Below are 15,673 nucleotides of genomic sequence, written 5' to 3'. Positions count from 1 at the left end.
GCGTTACAGTCGGGCCCATGACCAAGTGGGAATACGCGACCGTGCCCCTTCTCGTGCACGCGACCAAGCAGATTCTGGACACCTGGGGCGAGGACGGCTGGGAGCTGGTCCAGGTCGTTCCCGGCCCGAACAACCCCGAGCAGCTCGTGGCCTACCTGAAGCGGGAGAAGGCGTAGTGGCGGGCGCCGTCGAAGCGCGCATCGCCGAGCTCGGCCTGACCCTGCCCGCCGTCGTGCCGCCGCTGGCCTCGTACCAGCCGGCCGTGCAGAGCGGGGTGTACGTGTACACCTCCGGCCAGCTGCCGATGGTGGACGGCAAGCTCGCCGTCACCGGCAAGGTCGGCGCCGAGGTCACGCCGGACGAGGCGAAGGAGCTCGCGAAGACCTGCGCGCTCAACGCCCTGGCGGCCGTGAAGTCGGTCGCCGGCGACCTGGACCGGATCAAGCGCGTCGTGAAGGTCGTGGGCTTCGTCGCCTCGGCCACCGACTTCACCGGCCACCCCGCCGTGATCAACGGTGCCAGCGAGCTGCTGGGCGAGGTCCTGGGCGACAAGGGCGTGCACGCCCGCAGCGCCGTGGGCGTCGCCGTGCTGCCGCTGGACGCCCCGGTCGAGGTCGAGGTCCAGGTGGAGCTCGTCGACGCCTGAGTCCCCGTTCGCACCTCCTGCCGATCCCGCCCGGTCCCACGACCGGGCGGGATCGCGCGTGTACGGGGGTGCGGAGTCCGGCACGGGCGTACGGGAGGGGAGGCGCGGGCACGGGGCGCGCCGGGGCGCCGCCGTCTTCCGGGAGCCTCTCGAACATCGGCGCGGTTCCGGATAGCCTCCGGCCATGTCCCAAGGTCAGTGGTACCCCCCGGAATGGCCCGACCGGATCAGAGCCCTCGCCGCCGGTGAGCTGACGGCCGTCGCCCCTCGGCGGGCCGCCACCGTGATGCTGCTGCGCGACGCGGGTACGGAGGGCGGTGCGGGCGGTGCCGCGACGGGCCCCCTCGTGCACATGCTGCGCCGGCGGACCTCCATGGCGTTCGCCGGGGGCATGTACGCCTATCCGGGCGGCGGCGTCGATCCGCGCGACGACGACCGGCTGATCGGGTGGGCCGGGCCCCCGTTGGAGCAGTGGGCCGCCCGGCTCGGCGTGGCGACGGCCGCCGAGGCGCAGGCCGTCGTCTGCGCGGCGGTGCGCGAGACGTTCGAGGAGGCGGGCGTCCTGCTCGCCGGGCCGGCCCCCGGGGCCGTGGTCGGCGACACGACCGGGGACGGTTGGGAGGCCGACCGCAAGGCGCTGGTCGCCCGGGACCTGTCCTTCGCGGACTTCCTGGAGCGGCGCGGCCTGGTGCTGCGCTCGGACCTGCTGGGCGCCTGGGCGCGCTGGATCACCCCGGAGTTCGAACCGCGCCGCTACGACACCTGGTTCTTCGTCGCCGCGCTCCCCGAGGGGCAGCGCACCCGCGACGTGTCCACCGAGGCCGACCGCACGGAGTGGATCGCCCCCGCCGAAGCCGCTCGCCGCTACGACGCGGGCGAACTGCTGATGATGCCGCCCACCGTGACCACGCTGCGGGCCCTCACGCCGTACCGGACGGCTGCCGAGGCGCTCCGGGCGGCAGGGGAGCAGGACATGGCCCCGGTCCTCGCGCGGGCCCGTCTGGAGGACGGTGAGCTGGTGCTGAGCTGGCCGGGGTACGACGAGTTCACCCGGCACATGCCGGCGGCGGGGCCGGGGGGTGGCGGGAAGTGACCGACGCGGCCGCCCTGCCCGGACAGCCGCGCGGAGCGGTGGCCTCCGGCCCCGCCACCGCCCGTGCCGTCAACGTCCTCGCCCCCAACCCGTCCGCGATGACCCTCGACGGGACGAACACCTGGATCGTGGCCGAGCCCGACTCCGCTCTCGCGGTCGTCATCGACCCCGGGCCGCTCGACGACGTGCACCTGCGGGCCGTGGTCGACGCGGTGGAGCGGGGCGGGCGGCGCGTGGGCCTCACGCTGCTCACCCACGGGCACCCCGACCACGCGGAGGGCGCGGGCCGGTTCGCCGAGCTGACGGGCACGAGGGTGCGGGCCCTGGACGCGGCGCTGCGGCTGGGCGACGAGGGCCTCGCGGCGGGCGACGTGATCACCACGGGCGGCCTGGAGCTGCGCGTGGTGCCGACACCGGGGCACACCGCGGATTCGCTCTCGTTCCATCTGCCCGCCGACCGGGCGGTGCTGACGGGCGACACGATCCTCGGCCGCGGTACGACGATGGTCGCGCACCCGGACGGGCGGCTCGGCGACTACCTGGACTCGCTCAGGCGGCTGCGGTCGCTGACCGTCGACGACGGCGTCCACACGGTGCTGCCGGGCCACGGCCCGGTGCTGGAGGACGCGCAGGGGGCGGTGGAGTTCTACCTGGCCCACCGCGCGCACCGGCTCGCCCAGGTGGAGACGGCGGTGGAGGCCGGGCACCGTACGGTGTCCGAGGTGGTGGCCGCGGTCTACGCGGACGTGGACCGCTCCCTGTGGCCCGCCGCCGAGCTGTCGGTACGGGCGCAGCTGGAGTACCTCACCGAGCACGGGCTCATCTAGGTCCTGTCGTCACACTGCCGCTTGCCGCCTGCCGGGCGCCGGCGCGAAGGGCCCCGCCGACCGGAGCGCGTACCGGTCGGCGGGGCCCTTCGCGTCGCGTTCCACGGAGCGTCGGCTCCGTGCGGAGGCGGGCGTCAGCGGGAGCGCTTCGCCAGCCGCTCCACGTCCAGCAGGATGACCGCGCGGGCCTCCAGGCGCAGCCAGCCGCGGCCCGCGAAGTCCGCCAGCGCCTTGTTGACCGTCTCGCGGGAGGCGCCGACCAGCTGGGCCAGCTCCTCCTGGGTGAGGTCGTGCACCACGTGGATGCCTTCCTCGGACTGGACGCCGAAGCGGCGCGACAGGTCCAGGAGGGCGCGGGCGACACGGCCCGGCACGTCGGAGAAGACCAGGTCGGACATCTGGTCGTTGGTCTTGCGCAGCCGCCGGGCGACCGCGCGCAGCAACGCGGTGGCCACCTCGGGCCGGACGTTCAGCCAGGGCTGCAGGTCGCCGTGGCCGAGTCCGAGGAGCTTGACCTCGGTCAGCGCGGAGGCGGTCGCCGTACGCGGGCCCGGGTCGAAGAGCGACAGCTCCCCGATCAGCTCGCCGGGGCCGAGCACGGCCAGCATGTTCTCGCGCCCGTCGGGCGAGGTGCGGTGGAGCTTCACCTTGCCCTCGGTGACCACGTACAGGCGGTCGCCCTGGTCGCCCTCGTGGAACAGCGCGTCTCCGCGGGCGAGGGTCACCTCACTCATCGAGGCGCGGAGCTCCGCGGCCTGCTCGTCATCGAGCGCCGCGAAAAGCGGGGCGCGCCGCAGAACGTCGTCCACGAGTTCTCTCCTTGTCGGCCTGTTCCGGAAACCGTGGTCCCCATCATGCCGGACGGTAAAACAGTGCGATCAATCACAAACCAGTTTGACGCACGGACGTCATGGAACCTACGGCAGGGGTCCGATCGGGGATGGAAATCCCAGGACAGCCGTGGTTGTCGGTGCCGGGCCCTAGGCTGGCCGGGTGTCCAGAACGCCGGGGAGAAAACGTGCCGAGGGGGCCGACCGGGTGGTGAAGGGCACCGGTTCCGCTGTGGGCGAACAGACCCGGCCACGCCCGAAGTATGCCGCGAATGGCTCCCCGGGAGGGGCGACCGGTTCCTCCGGAGAGCCGGGGAAGCCGGTCCGGAAGTCGGCCAGGAGGTCCGCAGTGTCATCGTCGAAGTCCGGCAAGTCCGGCAAGTCCGCCGAACCCGTCCCGGCGCCCGCCGCCGACGCCGTGGCGCCCGCCAGGACGGCCGCCACCGGGGCGAAGGCCCCCTCCGGTCCCAGGGCCGCCGCCGCCAGGGCCCCGAAGGCCGAGTCCCGTCTCGCGATGGTCCGCCGGGCGCGCCGGATCAACCGCGAACTCGCCGAGGTCTACCCGTACGCCCACCCCGAGCTGGACTTCCGCAACCCCTTCGAGCTCCTCGTGGCCACGGTCCTCTCCGCCCAGACCACCGACCTGCGGGTCAACCAGACCACCCCCGCCCTCTTCGCCGCCTACCCGACGCCCGAGGACATGGCGGCGGCCGTGCCGGAGGAGATGGAGGAGCTCATCCGGCCCACCGGGTTCTTCCGGGCCAAGACCAAGTCGCTGCTGGGCCTCTCGGCCGCTCTGAGGGACGAGTTCGGCGGCGAGGTCCCGGGACGCCTCGACGACCTCGTCAAGCTGCCCGGCGTCGGCCGCAAGACCGCCAACGTCGTCCTCGGCAACGCTTTCGGCGTCCCCGGGATCACCGTCGACACGCACTTCGGCCGTCTGGTGCGGCGCTGGAAATGGACGGACGAGGAGGACCCGGTGAAGGTCGAGGCGGTGGTCGCCGGCATCTTCCCCAAGAGCGAGTGGACGATGCTCTCGCACCGCGTCATCTTCCACGGCCGCCGGGTCTGCCACGCCCGCAAGCCCGCCTGCGGGGCCTGCCCCATCGCACCGCTCTGCCCTTCGTACGGAGAGGGCGAGACCGATCCGGAGAAGGCCCGGAAGCTGTTGAAGTACGAGATGGGCGGCCACCCGGGCCAGCGGCTCAGCCCGCCCGCCGACTACCCGGGCAAGCCCGCGCCTCCGCTGGGGGCCGGATGAGGGCGATCCCCGCGCACGGCAGCCGACTTCCACCCCGCAGGACGGGACGGCCGGAACGAAATGGCCGATGACACGCGTTGTGAATCGACGGGGGTGCCTATGACGCACACGTACACACACGGCACGGCGCAGGCAGGGAACGGCCCCGGAGAGGGGCCGGACCGCGCCGGAGGCGAGGGACGCGTTCCCGGCCTGCCCGCGGCCGTCACCACCGACGGCCTGCCCGGCTGGCTCGTCCCCGTCGCCGACGCCGCCCGCACCGTCCGGCCGCAGCAGCTCAGCAGCTTCCTGCCGCCCGAGAGCGGGGCGGGCCGGCAGTCGGCCGTCCTGATCCTGTTCGGCGAGGGGGAGCGCGGACCGGAGCTGCTGCTCATGGAACGTGCCGGGACCCTGCGCTCGCATCCCGGCCAGCCGTCCTTCCCCGGCGGCGCCCTGGACCCCGAGGACGGCGACCAGGCCACCATCGGGCCCCTGCGCGCGGCGCTGCGCGAGGCCGAGGAGGAGACCGGGCTCGACCCCCGGGGCGTACAGATCTTCGGCGTGCTGCCCCGGCTGTACATCCCGGTCAGCAGCTTCGTCGTGACGCCCGTGCTCGGCTGGTGGCGTACGCCCAGCCCGGTCGGGGTGGTCGATCCGGCCGAGACGGCCCGGGTCTTCACGGTCCCCGTGGCGGATCTCACGGACCCCGCCAACCGGGCCACGGCCCTCCATCCGAGCGGGCACAGCGGCCCGGCGTTCCTGGTCGAATCGGCCCTGGTCTGGGGCTTCACGGCCGGAGTGATCGACCGCATCCTGCACTACGCGGGCTGGGAACGCCCCTGGGACAGGGCCAGACAGGTGCCGCTCGACTGGCGCGCATGACACGCTGGCTGTCCTGTTGCGCTGCTCCGGGCCCGGCCCGGACCCCGTCACCCCCGACGGGCCAGGTGACGAAACTGCGAGGCTATAGACGGTGAACGTGCTGGACATCCTGCTGCTGCTGGCTGCCGTGTGGTTCGCGGTCATCGGCTACCGCCAGGGTTTCGTCGTCGGCATCCTGTCGGTGATCGGCTTTCTCGGGGGCGGCCTCGTCGCCGTCTACCTGCTGCCGGTCATCTGGGACCGGGTGACCGAGGACGCCGAGGTCTCCACGGCGGTCGCCATCGGCGCGGTCGTGGTCGTGATCGTCTGCGCCTCGATCGGCCAGGCGTTCACCACCCACCTGGGCAACAAACTCCGCCGGTACATCACGTGGTCGCCCGCGCGCGCCCTGGACGCCACCGGCGGCGCCCTGGTCAACGTGGTGGCGATGCTGTTGGTGGCCTGGATGATCGGCCTGCTGCTGGCGGGCACCTCCCTGCCGACCCTCGGCAAGGAGGTCCGCACCTCCTCGGTGCTGCTCGGGGTCGACCGGGTGATGCCGAAGCAGGCGCCCACCTGGTTCCAGGACTTCTCCTCGGTCCTCGCGCAGAACGGCTTCCCGCAGGTCTTCAGCCCGTTCGCCGACGAACCGATCACCGAGGTCAAGGCCCCGGACCCGGCTCTGGTGGGCAGCCCGGTGGCCGCGCGCGCCAAGAAGTCGATCGTCAAGGTCGTGGGCACCGCCCCGAGCTGCGGCAAGGTCCTCGAAGGGACCGGCTTCGTCTTCTCCGAGCGCCGGGTGATGACCAACGCCCACGTGGTCGGCGGCGTGGAGGAACCCACCGTCCAGATCGGCGGCGAAGGCCGGCTGTACGACGCGAAGGTCGTCCTCTACGACTGGCAGCGCGACATCGCCGTCCTGGACGTCCCCGATCTGCGGGCCACGCCGCTGCGGTTCACCGGTCCTGACGACGACGCGGAGACCGGTGACAGCGCGATCGTCGCGGGGTTCCCCGAGAACGGCGCCTACGACGTGCGCTCGGCCCGCGTCCGCGCCCGCATCGACGCCGACGGCCCCGACATCTACCACCGGGGCACGGTCCGCCGCGATGTGTACTCGCTCTACGCGACGGTGCGCCAGGGCAACTCGGGCGGTCCGCTGCTCACTCCGGACGGGAAGGTGTACGGCGTGGTGTTCGCCAAGTCGCTCGACGACCCGGACACCGGCTACGCGCTGACGGCCGACGAGATCCGCGAGGACATCGAGATCGGCCGCTCGGCCGACCAGCAGGTCGACAGCCAGGGCTGCGCCCTCTAGCTCCGCGCCGACCCGCCGCCGCCCTCCGACGTGTCGGGGAGGGCGGCGGTGCGGGTCAGCTGCGGGGGTGGCGGAGTCGTGCCGAGACCCAGCGGGCCCGGCGGCGGAGAATGCGCGAGATCCCGAGACGGGAACGGTGAACGTCATGCACGTGGTGCACCCGGCCGCGAGGGCCGCCCCCCTCATGCGTGCTCGCACCGGCTGACGCGGTGGAGCGGCGGTTGCGTGCTTCGTCGGTGAAGTCGTGCGTCCAGCCCATACCCCGACGTCTGCCCGTGACCCAAGGTCGGTAATCGCGTGCGAGTCAGCCAATCGGCCTATGCGGCAGGCAATTGGCGAACCGTCGGACACCTGGGCCCGCCCCGGCCCCACGGCTACCGGTCGGGCTCGGGGTCCTTGAGCCAGTTGATGAGTTCGGTGGAGAAGCCGATCGGGTCCTCCTCGTGCGGGAAGTGGCCGACACCGTCGAAAAGTCGCCAACGGTAGGGCGCCTCGACGAACTGTCCGGACCCCGCCGAACTACGCGTGCGGACCGCCGGGTCGAGCGAACCGTGCAGGTGCAGCGTGGGCACCCGGATCGGTCGTTTCATCCGCCGGTTGAACTGGATCCCGTCGGGACGCGCCATCGACCGCACCATCCAGCGGTACGGCTCGATCGAGCAGTGGGCGGTGGAGGGGATGCTCATGGCCCGCCGGTAGACGCCCAGGGTCTCCTCGTCGGGGAAGTCCGGGGTGCGGGGGCCCGCCCACTCCTGGATGAGGTTTCCGACCAGGGCGGCCTCGTCCGCCTGGAGCTGACGCTCCGGCACCCACGGGCGCTGGAAGCCCCATACGTACGATCCGGCCCGCGATTGGGCGAAGTCGGACAGCATCGAGGAGCGCCAGCGGCGCGGGTGCGGCATGGAGGAGACGGCGAGCCGGCGGACCAGTTTGGGCCGCATCACGGCGGCCGTCCAGGCGAGGTAGCCGCCGAGGTCGTGGCCGACCAGGGCCGCGTCGGGCTCGCCGAGGGAGCGGATCACCCCGGTGACGTCGAGGGCCAGGTTGGCGGGGTCGTAACCGCGCGGTGTGCGGTCGCTGCCGCCCACGCCGCGCAGGTCCATCGCGACCGCCCGGAAACCCGCGTCGGCGAGCGCGGTCAGCTGGTGGCGCCAGGTCCACCAGAACTGCGGGAAGCCGTGCAGCAGGAGCACGAGCGGGCCTTCGCCCGCCTCGGCGATGTGGAAGCGCGCGCCGTTGGCGGCCACGTCGCGGTGGGTCCAGGGGCCTTCGAGCCGCACCGGGCCCCCGGCGGCGGCCCGGCCCACGGGGGGCGCGACCGGTTCGTCCCGGGGGGCCGTGCCGTTCGGATCCGCCTGGTCGACGGGGGCCGCCCCGTCGGCGGCGGGCCGGGCGGCCGGGGCGGCCCGGCCTTCCGGGTCCACGGGGCCCGTCGGGCGGAAGGCGCTGGAATCGGGAACCGTCATGTGGACGAGCGTGCCACAGCGGAGGCCCTGTCCTGACCGGCGCCGCTCTCGATGCCCTTCTTCGCCAATGAACTGCCGGAGCGCTCGATGATCGCGGCGGCCTCCACGGACGGACGCGGGTGCGGCTTGGCCTTCTGGAGGACGGCGGCGGTCTGCTTCGCGGAGGCGATGGACTTCTCCGGCGGCTTGATCTTCTTGAACTTCCGCAGGCCGATGAAGCCGATCAGAGCGGCCAGGAGGATGAAGGCGCCGGCCACGATCAGGAAGGACCAGGCCAGCCCCAGCCCCAGGTTGTGGATCCCGTAGGCGGCCGCGAAGCTCAGCATCGGCATCGTGAAGAGCAGCAGCACGCCCGCGGCGACGAACGCCGCGCTGCCGATCGCGCCGCGCTTGACGTCCTGCCGGACCTCCGCCTTGGCCAGGGCGATCTCGTCGTGCACCAGCGCGGACATCTCGGCCGTCGCCTCGGCGACCAGCTGCCCGATACTGCGGTCGGTGCTGCCCGCGTAGTTGCCGGGGTCGCTCATCCCTGACTCCCTCTCCGTCTTCGACACATCCGATGTCAGATCATGCCGGACTGTTCGGCTCGGTGCGCGCTGCCCCCGCCCGCTCTTCGGCGATACGGCGGTGTTCGGCCGCCTTGCGCTCGTGGATGGCGGCCATCCGCAGGTGGTACTCCGGGTCGCCCTGCTCGTAGACGTCCGGTACCCCGGACGCGTCCTCGTCCAGCTCCTCGGCCTCGTACAGCGCACGGTACTTGCGTACCCGGATCCTCAGCAGCACACCGGCGAACGTGGCCGCGATGAGGGAGCCGAGCAGGACGGCGGCCTTGATCTCGTTGATCATCTCCGGGTCGCCCTCGAAGGCGAGCTCGCCGATGAGCAGCGAGACGGTGAACCCGATGCCGGCGAGCGAGGCCACGGCGAAGACGTCGGCCCAGGCCAGGTCCTTGTTCAGCTCCGCCTTGGTGAAGCGGGCGGCCAGGTAGGTGCCGCCGAAGATGCCGACGGTCTTGCCGACCACGAGGCCGAGGACGACGCCGAGCGTCTCGGGCCGGGTGAAGACGCCCGCCAGCGCCTCGCCGTTCAGCGCGACCCCGGCCGAGAACAGGGCGAACAACGGGACGGCGATCCCGGCGGACAAGGGGCGGACCAGGTGCTCGATGTGCTCGCCGGGGGAGTGCTGCTCGCCCTCGCGCCGGGAGCAGCGCAGCATCAGGCCCATCGCGACACCGGCGATGGTGGCGTGGATGCCGCTGTTGTACATCAGGCCCCAGACGACCAGGGCGAGCGGAACGTAGACGTACCAGCCCCGGACTCCGAAGCGGAGCAGGAGGTGGAAGACGACCAGGCCGAGGACGGCTCCGCCGAGGGCCAGGAAGTTCAGGTCCGAGGTGAAGAACACCGCGATGATCAGGATCGCGAAGAGGTCGTCCACGACGGCCAGGGTGAGCAGGAAGGCCCGCAGCGCGGACGGCAGGGAGGTACCGATCACGGCGAGGACGGCGAGGGCGAAGGCGATGTCGGTGGCCGTGGGGACCGCCCAGCCGTCCAGCGTCCCCCCGCCGGCGGCCGCGGTGACGGCGTAGACGAGGGCGGGCACCGCCATGCCGCACAGGGCCGCCACCACGGGGAGGGCCGCGGCCTTCGGATCGCGGAGTTCGCCCGCGACCAGCTCGCGCTTGAGCTCGACCCCGGCGACGAAGAAGAAGACGGCGAGCAGTCCGTCCGCCGCCCAGTGCGCCACGGAGAGGTCCAGGCCGAGGGCGCCGGGGCCGAAGTGGAAGTGGCTGACGGTCTCGTACGAGCCGCCGAAGGCGTTCGCCCAGACGAGGGCGGCGACCGCCGCCACCAGCAGGAGTATTCCCCCGACCGTCTCGGTGCGGAGCGCCTCCGCCACGTAGTTCCGCTCGGGGAGCGAGAGCCTGCCGAGCAGGGACCGGCGGGGCGGTGGCGTGGGGCCGGACGGGGTGGGGGGCGTGGGGGCGGCCGTGGGCGGGTGGGGCGGAGCCACGAGAGAGACCTCCGGGTCGGGACGGCTGTGGGCAGCACTGATCGGCGTGCCGACCAGACTTCCCGGCGCCCCTGTGGAGATGTTCTCTGAAATTGTCGATGAAGCGTCCACTCTACCGGGGGCGTGCGGAGCGGGGCCGTATGAGGTGATCTTCGGGTGGGGCGATCTTCAGAGTAAATGCCCGATGGGCACCCGGCGCGTCGCCGGATGCCCATCGGAGCCCTGCCCATGCGTCCGTACGTCGGTACGGGGCCGTATCAGTCCTCGGATCAGTCCTCGGACGACGAGGACGGGAGCTGAGTGGTGATGAGGTCCATCACCGAGGAGTCGGTCAGCGTCGTGACGTCGCCCAGTTCGCGGTTCTCCGCGACGTCGCGGAGGAGGCGGCGCATGATCTTGCCGGACCGGGTCTTCGGGAGCTCGGCGACCGGCAGCACCCGCTTGGGCTTGGCGATCGGACCGAGCGTCGCGCCGACGTGGTTGCGCAGGTCCGCGACCAGTTCGTCCGAGGCGGTCGCCGTGCCGCGCAGGATGACGAACGCCACGATGGCCTGGCCGGTCGTCTCGTCGGCCGCGCCGACCACGGCGGCCTCGGCGACCGAAGGGTGGGAGACGAGCGCCGACTCGACCTCGGTGGTCGAGATGTTGTGGCCGGAGACGAGCATGACGTCGTCGACCCGGCCCAGCAGCCAGACGTCGCCGTCCTCGTCCTTCTTGGCGCCGTCGCCCGCGAAGTACGTGCCCTGGAAGCGTGACCAGTAGGTGTCGATGAAGCGCTGGTCGTCGCCCCAGATGGTGCGGAGCATGGACGGCCACGGCTCGGTGAGGACGAGGTAGCCGCCTCCGCCGTTCGGCACCTCGTTGGCCTCGTCGTCCACGACGGTGGCGGCGATGCCCGGCAGTGCGCGCTGGGCGCTTCCCGGCTTCGTCTCGGTCACACCGGGCAGCGGCGAGATCATCATGGCGCCGGTCTCGGTCTGCCACCAGGTGTCCACGATGGGGCACTTGTCGGCGCCGATGTTCTTCCGGTACCACATCCACGCCTCGGGGTTGATCGGCTCACCGACCGAACCGAGGACGCGGAGGCTGCTCAGGTCGAACTTGGCGGGGATGTCGTCGCCCCACTTCATGAACGTACGGATCGCGGTGGGCGCGGTGTAGAGGATCGTGACGCCGTACTTCTGCACGATCTCCCAGAACCGGCCCTGGTGCGGGGTGTCCGGCGTGCCCTCGTACATGACCTGCGTCGCGCCGTTGGCCAGCGGCCCGTAGACGATGTACGAGTGCCCGGTCACCCAGCCGATGTCGGCGGTGCACCAGTAGACGTCGGCCTCGGGCTTCAGGTCGAAGACCGCGTGGTGGGTGTAGGCCGCCTGGGTGAGGTAGCCGCCGGAGGTGTGCAGGATGCCCTTCGGCTTACCCGTAGTCCCCGAGGTGTAGAGGATGAAGAGCGGCTGCTCGGCCTCGAACGCCTGGGGGGTGTGCTCGGCGGACTGGCGGCCGATGATCTCGTGCCACCAGACGTCGCGGCCCTCGGTCCACGCGGTGTCCTGGCCGGTACGGCGGACGACGAGGACGTGCTCGACGGTGTCGAACCGGGAGACGGCGTCGTCCACGGCGGGCTTGAGCGCGGACGGCTTGCCGCGGCGGTAGCCGCCGTCGGCCGTGATGACGACCTTGGCGTCGGCATCCTTGATGCGGGCGGCGATGGCGTCGGCCGAGAAGCCTCCGAAGACCACGGAGTGCGCGGCGCCGATACGGGCGCAGGCCAGCATCGTGATGGCGGCCTCGGGGATCATCGGGAGGTAGACCGCGACCCGGTCGCCCTGGCCGACGCCCAGCTCGGTCAGCGCGTTGGCGGCGCGGGAGACCTCGTCCTTCAGCTCCGCGTAGGTGATGGCCCGGCTGTCGCCCGGCTCGCCCTCGAAGTGGATGGCGACCCGGTCGCCGTTGCCGGCCTCCACGTGGCGGTCCACGCAGTTGTACGCGACGTTCAACTCGCCGTCCGCGAACCACTTCGCGAAGGGCGGATTGCTCCAGTCGAGGGTCTCGGTCGGTTCGGTGGCCCAGGTCAGGCGGCGCGCCTGCTCGGCCCAGAAGCCCAGCCGGTCCGCCTCGGCCTGCTCGTACGCCTCTGCGGTGACGTTGGCGTTGGCGGCCAGTTCGGCAGGCGGAGCGAACTTCCGCTCTTCCCGCAGCAGGTTGGCCAGGCTTTCGTTGCTCACGACTTCTCCCAGTCCCAGGGTGTCCGTTGTGTCCCGGGGCATAGCTCATCAGGCGCGAGGCCGGGTGACAAGTGTCTGCCGGGAATTGGTTTAGACCTGTGTCTTCGTGTATGGAGCCATGATCCCGCCCCGCGCGCGAGGGCCGCCGGTCGACGCGTGGGGCACGGCGATTTCGCCCTGGTGGGGCGTGCCGGGTGGCCCCGCAGGGGGTGCCGGGAGCTCGGGCCCCGGAACGGCGCGGGGCGGGGCGGGCGATGGTCGGTGGTTCTGTCCGGCGGCGGTTCCGTCGGTCGGTCCTCTGGTTGCACGGGCCCGGCGGGCGCCGGGTTCAGGCGGAATGCGTCCGGGCGGTTCGGCTCGGGGGCCGGGCGGGGCGGGGCGGTTCGGCTTGGGGGCGGGGCCCCGGATGGGGGCTCCGGGCGGGGTGGTTCGGCTCGGGGGTCGGGGGACCTGGGTGGGGGCCCCGGATGGGGCGGCGCTGAAGCGTTCGGGCCAGCCGGTAACTCTTATTGGTGAATAAGCAGTTTTTCATTCGGTATGTCGCCCTTGCTGTACGGAACCGCGTGCGAATTTGGCCGCGCCGTGTCGGCACTTCAACGCAAATAACCTGCAAGGAAGAGGGTGGGCGGATGATGGCCGCCACGAAGAGGATCGCCTTGGGCGTCATGTCCACGGCCTTGGTCGCCGTTCTCGCGGGCTGCTCCGGAGGTTCCGGGGCGAACGACACGGAGCAGGGCGCCCACGGCGCGAAGGAGAACCCCCCGGCAGCCCCGAAGGGCGCCGTCAAACTCATCGGGGACGGGTCCACCGCCCACACGGGCGTCCAGCCGAACATGCCGGCCGTCCAGCGCCTGGCCCCCGGAGAGAAGCCCCCCCAGTTCGTGGTGTTCTCCTGGGACGGCGCCGGGGAGGACAGTCAGAAGCTCTTCTCGCACTTCCGCGAGGTGGGCAAGAAGTACAACGCCAAGATGACGTACTTCCTCAGCGGCGTGTACCTGCTGCCGGAGGAGAAGAAGGACCTCTACAACCCGCCCCAGCACGCGCCGGGCCGTTCCGACATCGGCTTCAACGACACCGAGGGCATCCGCGCCACCCTCGCCGAGGTCCGTGCCGCCTGGAAGGACGGCAACGAGATCGGTACCCACTTCAACGGGCACTTCTGCGGCAAGGACGGTGGGGTCGGGACCTGGTCCGTCGAGGAGTGGAAGAGCGAGATCAGCCAGGCGAAAGCTTTCGTCAAGGGCTGGAAGACCAACGCTCCGGAGCTGAAGGGCGAAGACCCGCTCCCCTTCGACTACGACAAGGAACTGGTCGGCGCCCGCACTCCCTGCCTCGAAGGCCAGAAGAACATGATCGCCGCAGCGCGGACCATGGGCTTCCGCTATGACTCCAGCGGCGTCGGGAACCAGGTCTGGCCCAAGAAGAAGGGCGGCGTCTGGGACATTCCGCTCCAGCTCGTCCCGATGCCCGGACGCGCCTTCGAGACCCTCTCGATGGACTACAACTTCATGGTCAACCAGTCCGGCACGGCCACCCAGGGAGACCCCTCCCAGCACGAGTTCTGGGGCAACCAGATGCGGGACGGCCTGCTCCAGGCCTTCGACCGCTCCTACAACGGCAACCGGGCTCCCCTGATCATCGGCAACCACTTCGAATCCTGGAACGGCGGCACCTACATGCGCGCCATCGAGGAGACCATCGCGAAGGTGTGCCCGAAGGAGGGCGTGCGTTGCGTGTCCTTCCGGCAGCTCGCCGACTGGCTGGACGCCCAGGACCCGAAGACGCTGGCCAAACTCGCCGAGCTCGGCGTGGGCGAGGCCCCCAAGGCCGGCTGGCAGTCCTTCCTCGATAACCGGCCGGCGCCCCAGAAGGCCGGGAGCAAGGCCGGGAACAAGGCCGGAGCGGATGCCCCGGAGAAGACGGGGAAGGACACGGAGAAGTAGGTCCCCGGGTGCGCGGAGGGGCGGCAGAAGCGAAGTCTCCGGAGCGCGCGGAACGGGCGACGGGAGCGCTCGGCCGGAGTGAGGGCTGACGCACCGCGGTGTTCGCCGGTCACCGGGAAGGAGAGGTGGCCGGCGAACACGGGCACGTGATCGAGGGTTCCGCCCGACCGCGGCGCGTCAGGCGGGTGCGGCCGCCCCCACTTCGGCGCGCCGCTCGTCGAGGACGAAGGCGGGGTCGACCTGGGCGGCCAGATCGGCGCCGGTCTTCTCGTTGCCCCAGCTTTCGGCGTTCTTCAGGTGGAAGTGCACCATCTGGCGGGTGTAGCGCTCCCAGTCGCGCAGCTCGTAGGAGTCCTCGGCGGTGTCCTGCAACGTCTGCAGAGCCATGCGATTGTCGGCCTCCAGCAGTTCGAACCTGGACGGCCGCCCCTTCTCCATCGCTCGAACCCAGTCGGAGTGACCGAATCCGATCAGCAGGTCGTCGCCGACCTCCGCGCGCAGGAACTCCAGGTCGTCCGGCCCCTGCACCTTGTTCCCGACGACCTTCAGGGCGACGCCGAAGTCGCGTGCGTACTCCTTGTACTGGCGGTAGACCGACACTCCCTTGCGGGTCGGCTCCGCGACCAGGAACGTCATGTCGAAGCGTGTGAACATCCCCGACGCGAACGAGTCCGAGCCCGCCGTCATGTCGACCACCACGTACTCCTCCGGCCCGTCGACCAGGTGGTTGAGGCAGAGCTCCACAGCCCCGACCTTGGAGTGGTAGCAGGCCACCCCGAGGTCGGACTCCGTGAAGGGGCCCGTCGCCATCAGCCGGACGTCCCCGTCGTCCAGCCGTACCGTGCGTGCGCAGGCATCGAAGATCGGGTTGTCCTCGCGGACCCGCAGCAGCCGGGAGCCCTCTCCGGGAGGCGTCGTCTTGATCATCGTCTCGGCGGAGGCGATACGGGGGTTGGAGCCCCGCAGGTAGTCCTTGATGAGGGGGAGATGGGCGCCCATGGCCGGAAGCGCGGCGGCCTCCGCGTCGTCCAGACCGAGTGCGGCCCCCAGGTGTTGGTTGATGTCGGCGTCCACGGCGATCACGTGGGCTTCGTTGGCGGCGAGGTGGCGGATGAAGAGCGAGGACAGCGTGGTCTTTCCGCTGCCGCCCTTCCCGACGAAAGCGATCTTCATGTTCACCTAGGGTAGTGGTTCCGTCGCGTTGTGCTGTC

15 protein-coding genes are annotated in these 15,673 nt (G+C 71.4%); 8 read left to right on the top strand and 7 right to left on the bottom strand.

Annotated features, from left to right (window positions below):
- Positions 1 to 17: 17 nt before the first annotated feature.
- The 4 genes from ACH4K1_RS28500 to ACH4K1_RS28485 all read left to right on the top strand — a co-directional run bounded on the left by ACH4K1_RS28500 (position 18) and on the right by ACH4K1_RS28485 (position 2,566).
- On the top strand, positions 18 to 176 hold the full coding sequence (locus tag ACH4K1_RS28500; RefSeq protein ID WP_003967454.1) for a DUF4177 domain-containing protein: 159 nt from the start codon (positions 18 to 20) through the stop codon (positions 174 to 176).
- A complete protein-coding gene (locus ACH4K1_RS28495; RefSeq protein WP_398092450.1) occupies positions 176 to 646 on the top strand; it encodes a RidA family protein in 471 nt (156 codons plus the stop codon). Before ACH4K1_RS28500 ends, ACH4K1_RS28495 begins: the two co-directional genes overlap by 1 nt.
- A 184-nt stretch (positions 647 to 830) precedes the next feature.
- Positions 831 to 1,739: an NUDIX hydrolase gene (locus ACH4K1_RS28490; RefSeq protein ID WP_398092449.1), complete on the top strand. Its 909-nt coding sequence runs from the start codon at positions 831 to 833 to the stop codon at positions 1,737 to 1,739.
- A complete protein-coding gene (locus tag ACH4K1_RS28485; RefSeq protein WP_398092448.1) occupies positions 1,736 to 2,566 on the top strand; it encodes an MBL fold metallo-hydrolase in 831 nt (276 codons plus the stop codon). Before ACH4K1_RS28490 ends, ACH4K1_RS28485 begins: the two co-directional genes overlap by 4 nt.
- Positions 2,567 to 2,700: 134 nt before the next feature.
- Here ACH4K1_RS28485 and ACH4K1_RS28480 read toward each other — a convergent pair whose 3' ends face one another.
- On the bottom strand, positions 2,701 to 3,375 hold the full coding sequence (locus ACH4K1_RS28480) for a Crp/Fnr family transcriptional regulator (RefSeq protein WP_018958851.1): 675 nt from the start codon (positions 3,373 to 3,375) through the stop codon (positions 2,701 to 2,703).
- A gap of 370 nt (positions 3,376 to 3,745) precedes the next feature.
- Between ACH4K1_RS28480 and nth the strand changes: the two genes are divergently transcribed.
- The 3 genes from nth to ACH4K1_RS28465 all read left to right on the top strand — a co-directional run bounded on the left by nth (position 3,746) and on the right by ACH4K1_RS28465 (position 6,815).
- Positions 3,746 to 4,657 (top strand): endonuclease III, encoded by a 912-nt coding sequence (gene nth, locus ACH4K1_RS28475; protein WP_398092447.1) that lies wholly within the window; start codon positions 3,746 to 3,748, stop codon positions 4,655 to 4,657.
- 99 nt (positions 4,658 to 4,756) lie between these two features.
- Entirely contained in the window at positions 4,757 to 5,518 is a 762-nt protein-coding gene (locus tag ACH4K1_RS28470; RefSeq protein WP_398092446.1) for an NUDIX hydrolase, read from the top strand.
- 91 nt (positions 5,519 to 5,609) lie between these two features.
- The gene (locus ACH4K1_RS28465) at positions 5,610 to 6,815 is read left to right on the top strand and encodes a MarP family serine protease (RefSeq protein WP_398092445.1); all 1,206 of its coding nucleotides are present in this window, start codon (positions 5,610 to 5,612) and stop codon (positions 6,813 to 6,815) included.
- A 55-nt stretch (positions 6,816 to 6,870) separates the two neighbouring features.
- On the opposite strand, the gene ACH4K1_RS28460 is transcribed toward ACH4K1_RS28465, so the two are convergent.
- The 5 genes from ACH4K1_RS28460 to acs form a co-directional block, all read right to left on the bottom strand.
- Positions 6,871 to 7,074 (bottom strand): hypothetical protein, encoded by a 204-nt coding sequence (locus ACH4K1_RS28460; protein ID WP_228995159.1) that lies wholly within the window; start codon positions 7,072 to 7,074, stop codon positions 6,871 to 6,873.
- A gap of 115 nt (positions 7,075 to 7,189) precedes the next feature.
- Positions 7,190 to 8,281 carry an alpha/beta fold hydrolase gene (locus ACH4K1_RS28455; RefSeq protein ID WP_398092444.1) on the bottom strand — a complete coding sequence of 364 codons (1,092 nt, stop codon included), beginning with the start codon at positions 8,279 to 8,281 and terminating at the stop codon, positions 7,190 to 7,192.
- Positions 8,278 to 8,808 (bottom strand): phage holin family protein, encoded by a 531-nt coding sequence (locus tag ACH4K1_RS28450; RefSeq protein WP_398092443.1) that lies wholly within the window; start codon positions 8,806 to 8,808, stop codon positions 8,278 to 8,280. Before ACH4K1_RS28450 ends, ACH4K1_RS28455 begins: the two co-directional genes overlap by 4 nt.
- A gap of 40 nt (positions 8,809 to 8,848) precedes the next feature.
- Positions 8,849 to 10,294 carry a Na+/H+ antiporter NhaA gene (gene nhaA / locus ACH4K1_RS28445; protein ID WP_398092442.1) on the bottom strand — a complete coding sequence of 482 codons (1,446 nt, stop codon included), beginning with the start codon at positions 10,292 to 10,294 and terminating at the stop codon, positions 8,849 to 8,851.
- A 269-nt stretch (positions 10,295 to 10,563) separates the two neighbouring features.
- The gene (gene acs, locus ACH4K1_RS28440) at positions 10,564 to 12,561 is read right to left on the bottom strand and encodes an acetate--CoA ligase (RefSeq protein WP_398092441.1); all 1,998 of its coding nucleotides are present in this window, start codon (positions 12,559 to 12,561) and stop codon (positions 10,564 to 10,566) included.
- Between the two features lie 587 nt (positions 12,562 to 13,148).
- Here acs and ACH4K1_RS28435 point away from each other — a divergent pair.
- Entirely contained in the window at positions 13,149 to 14,462 is a 1,314-nt protein-coding gene (locus tag ACH4K1_RS28435) for a hypothetical protein (RefSeq protein WP_398092440.1), read from the top strand.
- Between the two features lie 177 nt (positions 14,463 to 14,639).
- On the opposite strand, the gene ACH4K1_RS28430 is transcribed toward ACH4K1_RS28435, so the two are convergent.
- Complete coding sequence (locus tag ACH4K1_RS28430; RefSeq protein ID WP_398092439.1) at positions 14,640 to 15,635, bottom strand: ATP-binding protein; 996 nt, start codon at positions 15,633 to 15,635, stop codon at positions 14,640 to 14,642.
- Between the last annotated feature and the right edge of the window lie 38 nt (positions 15,636 to 15,673).

Origin of the sequence: Streptomyces sp. NPDC017448 (genome assembly GCF_044330565.1) — a bacterium.
In the GTDB taxonomy this organism is placed as follows: domain Bacteria; phylum Actinomycetota; class Actinomycetes; order Streptomycetales; family Streptomycetaceae; genus Streptomyces.
This window is presented reverse-complemented; position numbering and strand designations above follow the sequence as displayed.

What these genes read in the sequence shown, in the direction of transcription:
- ACH4K1_RS28500 (WP_003967454.1), top strand. Translation starts at nt 18, where the DNA reads ATGACCAAGTGGGAATACGCGACCGTGCCCCTTCTCGTGCACGCGACC.
- ACH4K1_RS28490 (WP_398092449.1), top strand. Translation starts at nt 831, where the DNA reads ATGTCCCAAGGTCAGTGGTACCCCCCGGAATGGCCCGACCGGATCAGA.
- ACH4K1_RS28470 (WP_398092446.1), top strand. Translation starts at nt 4,757, where the DNA reads ATGACGCACACGTACACACACGGCACGGCGCAGGCAGGGAACGGCCCC.
- ACH4K1_RS28460 (WP_228995159.1), bottom strand. Translation starts at nt 7,074, where the DNA reads ATGGGCTGGACGCACGACTTCACCGACGAAGCACGCAACCGCCGCTCC.
- ACH4K1_RS28455 (WP_398092444.1), bottom strand. Translation starts at nt 8,281, where the DNA reads ATGACGGTTCCCGATTCCAGCGCCTTCCGCCCGACGGGCCCCGTGGAC.
- ACH4K1_RS28450 (WP_398092443.1), bottom strand. Translation starts at nt 8,808, where the DNA reads ATGAGCGACCCCGGCAACTACGCGGGCAGCACCGACCGCAGTATCGGG.
- acs (WP_398092441.1), bottom strand. Translation starts at nt 12,561, where the DNA reads ATGCCCCGGGACACAACGGACACCCTGGGACTGGGAGAAGTCGTGAGC.
- ACH4K1_RS28435 (WP_398092440.1), top strand. Translation starts at nt 13,149, where the DNA reads ATGATGGCCGCCACGAAGAGGATCGCCTTGGGCGTCATGTCCACGGCC.
- ACH4K1_RS28430 (WP_398092439.1), bottom strand. Translation starts at nt 15,635, where the DNA reads ATGAAGATCGCTTTCGTCGGGAAGGGCGGCAGCGGAAAGACCACGCTG.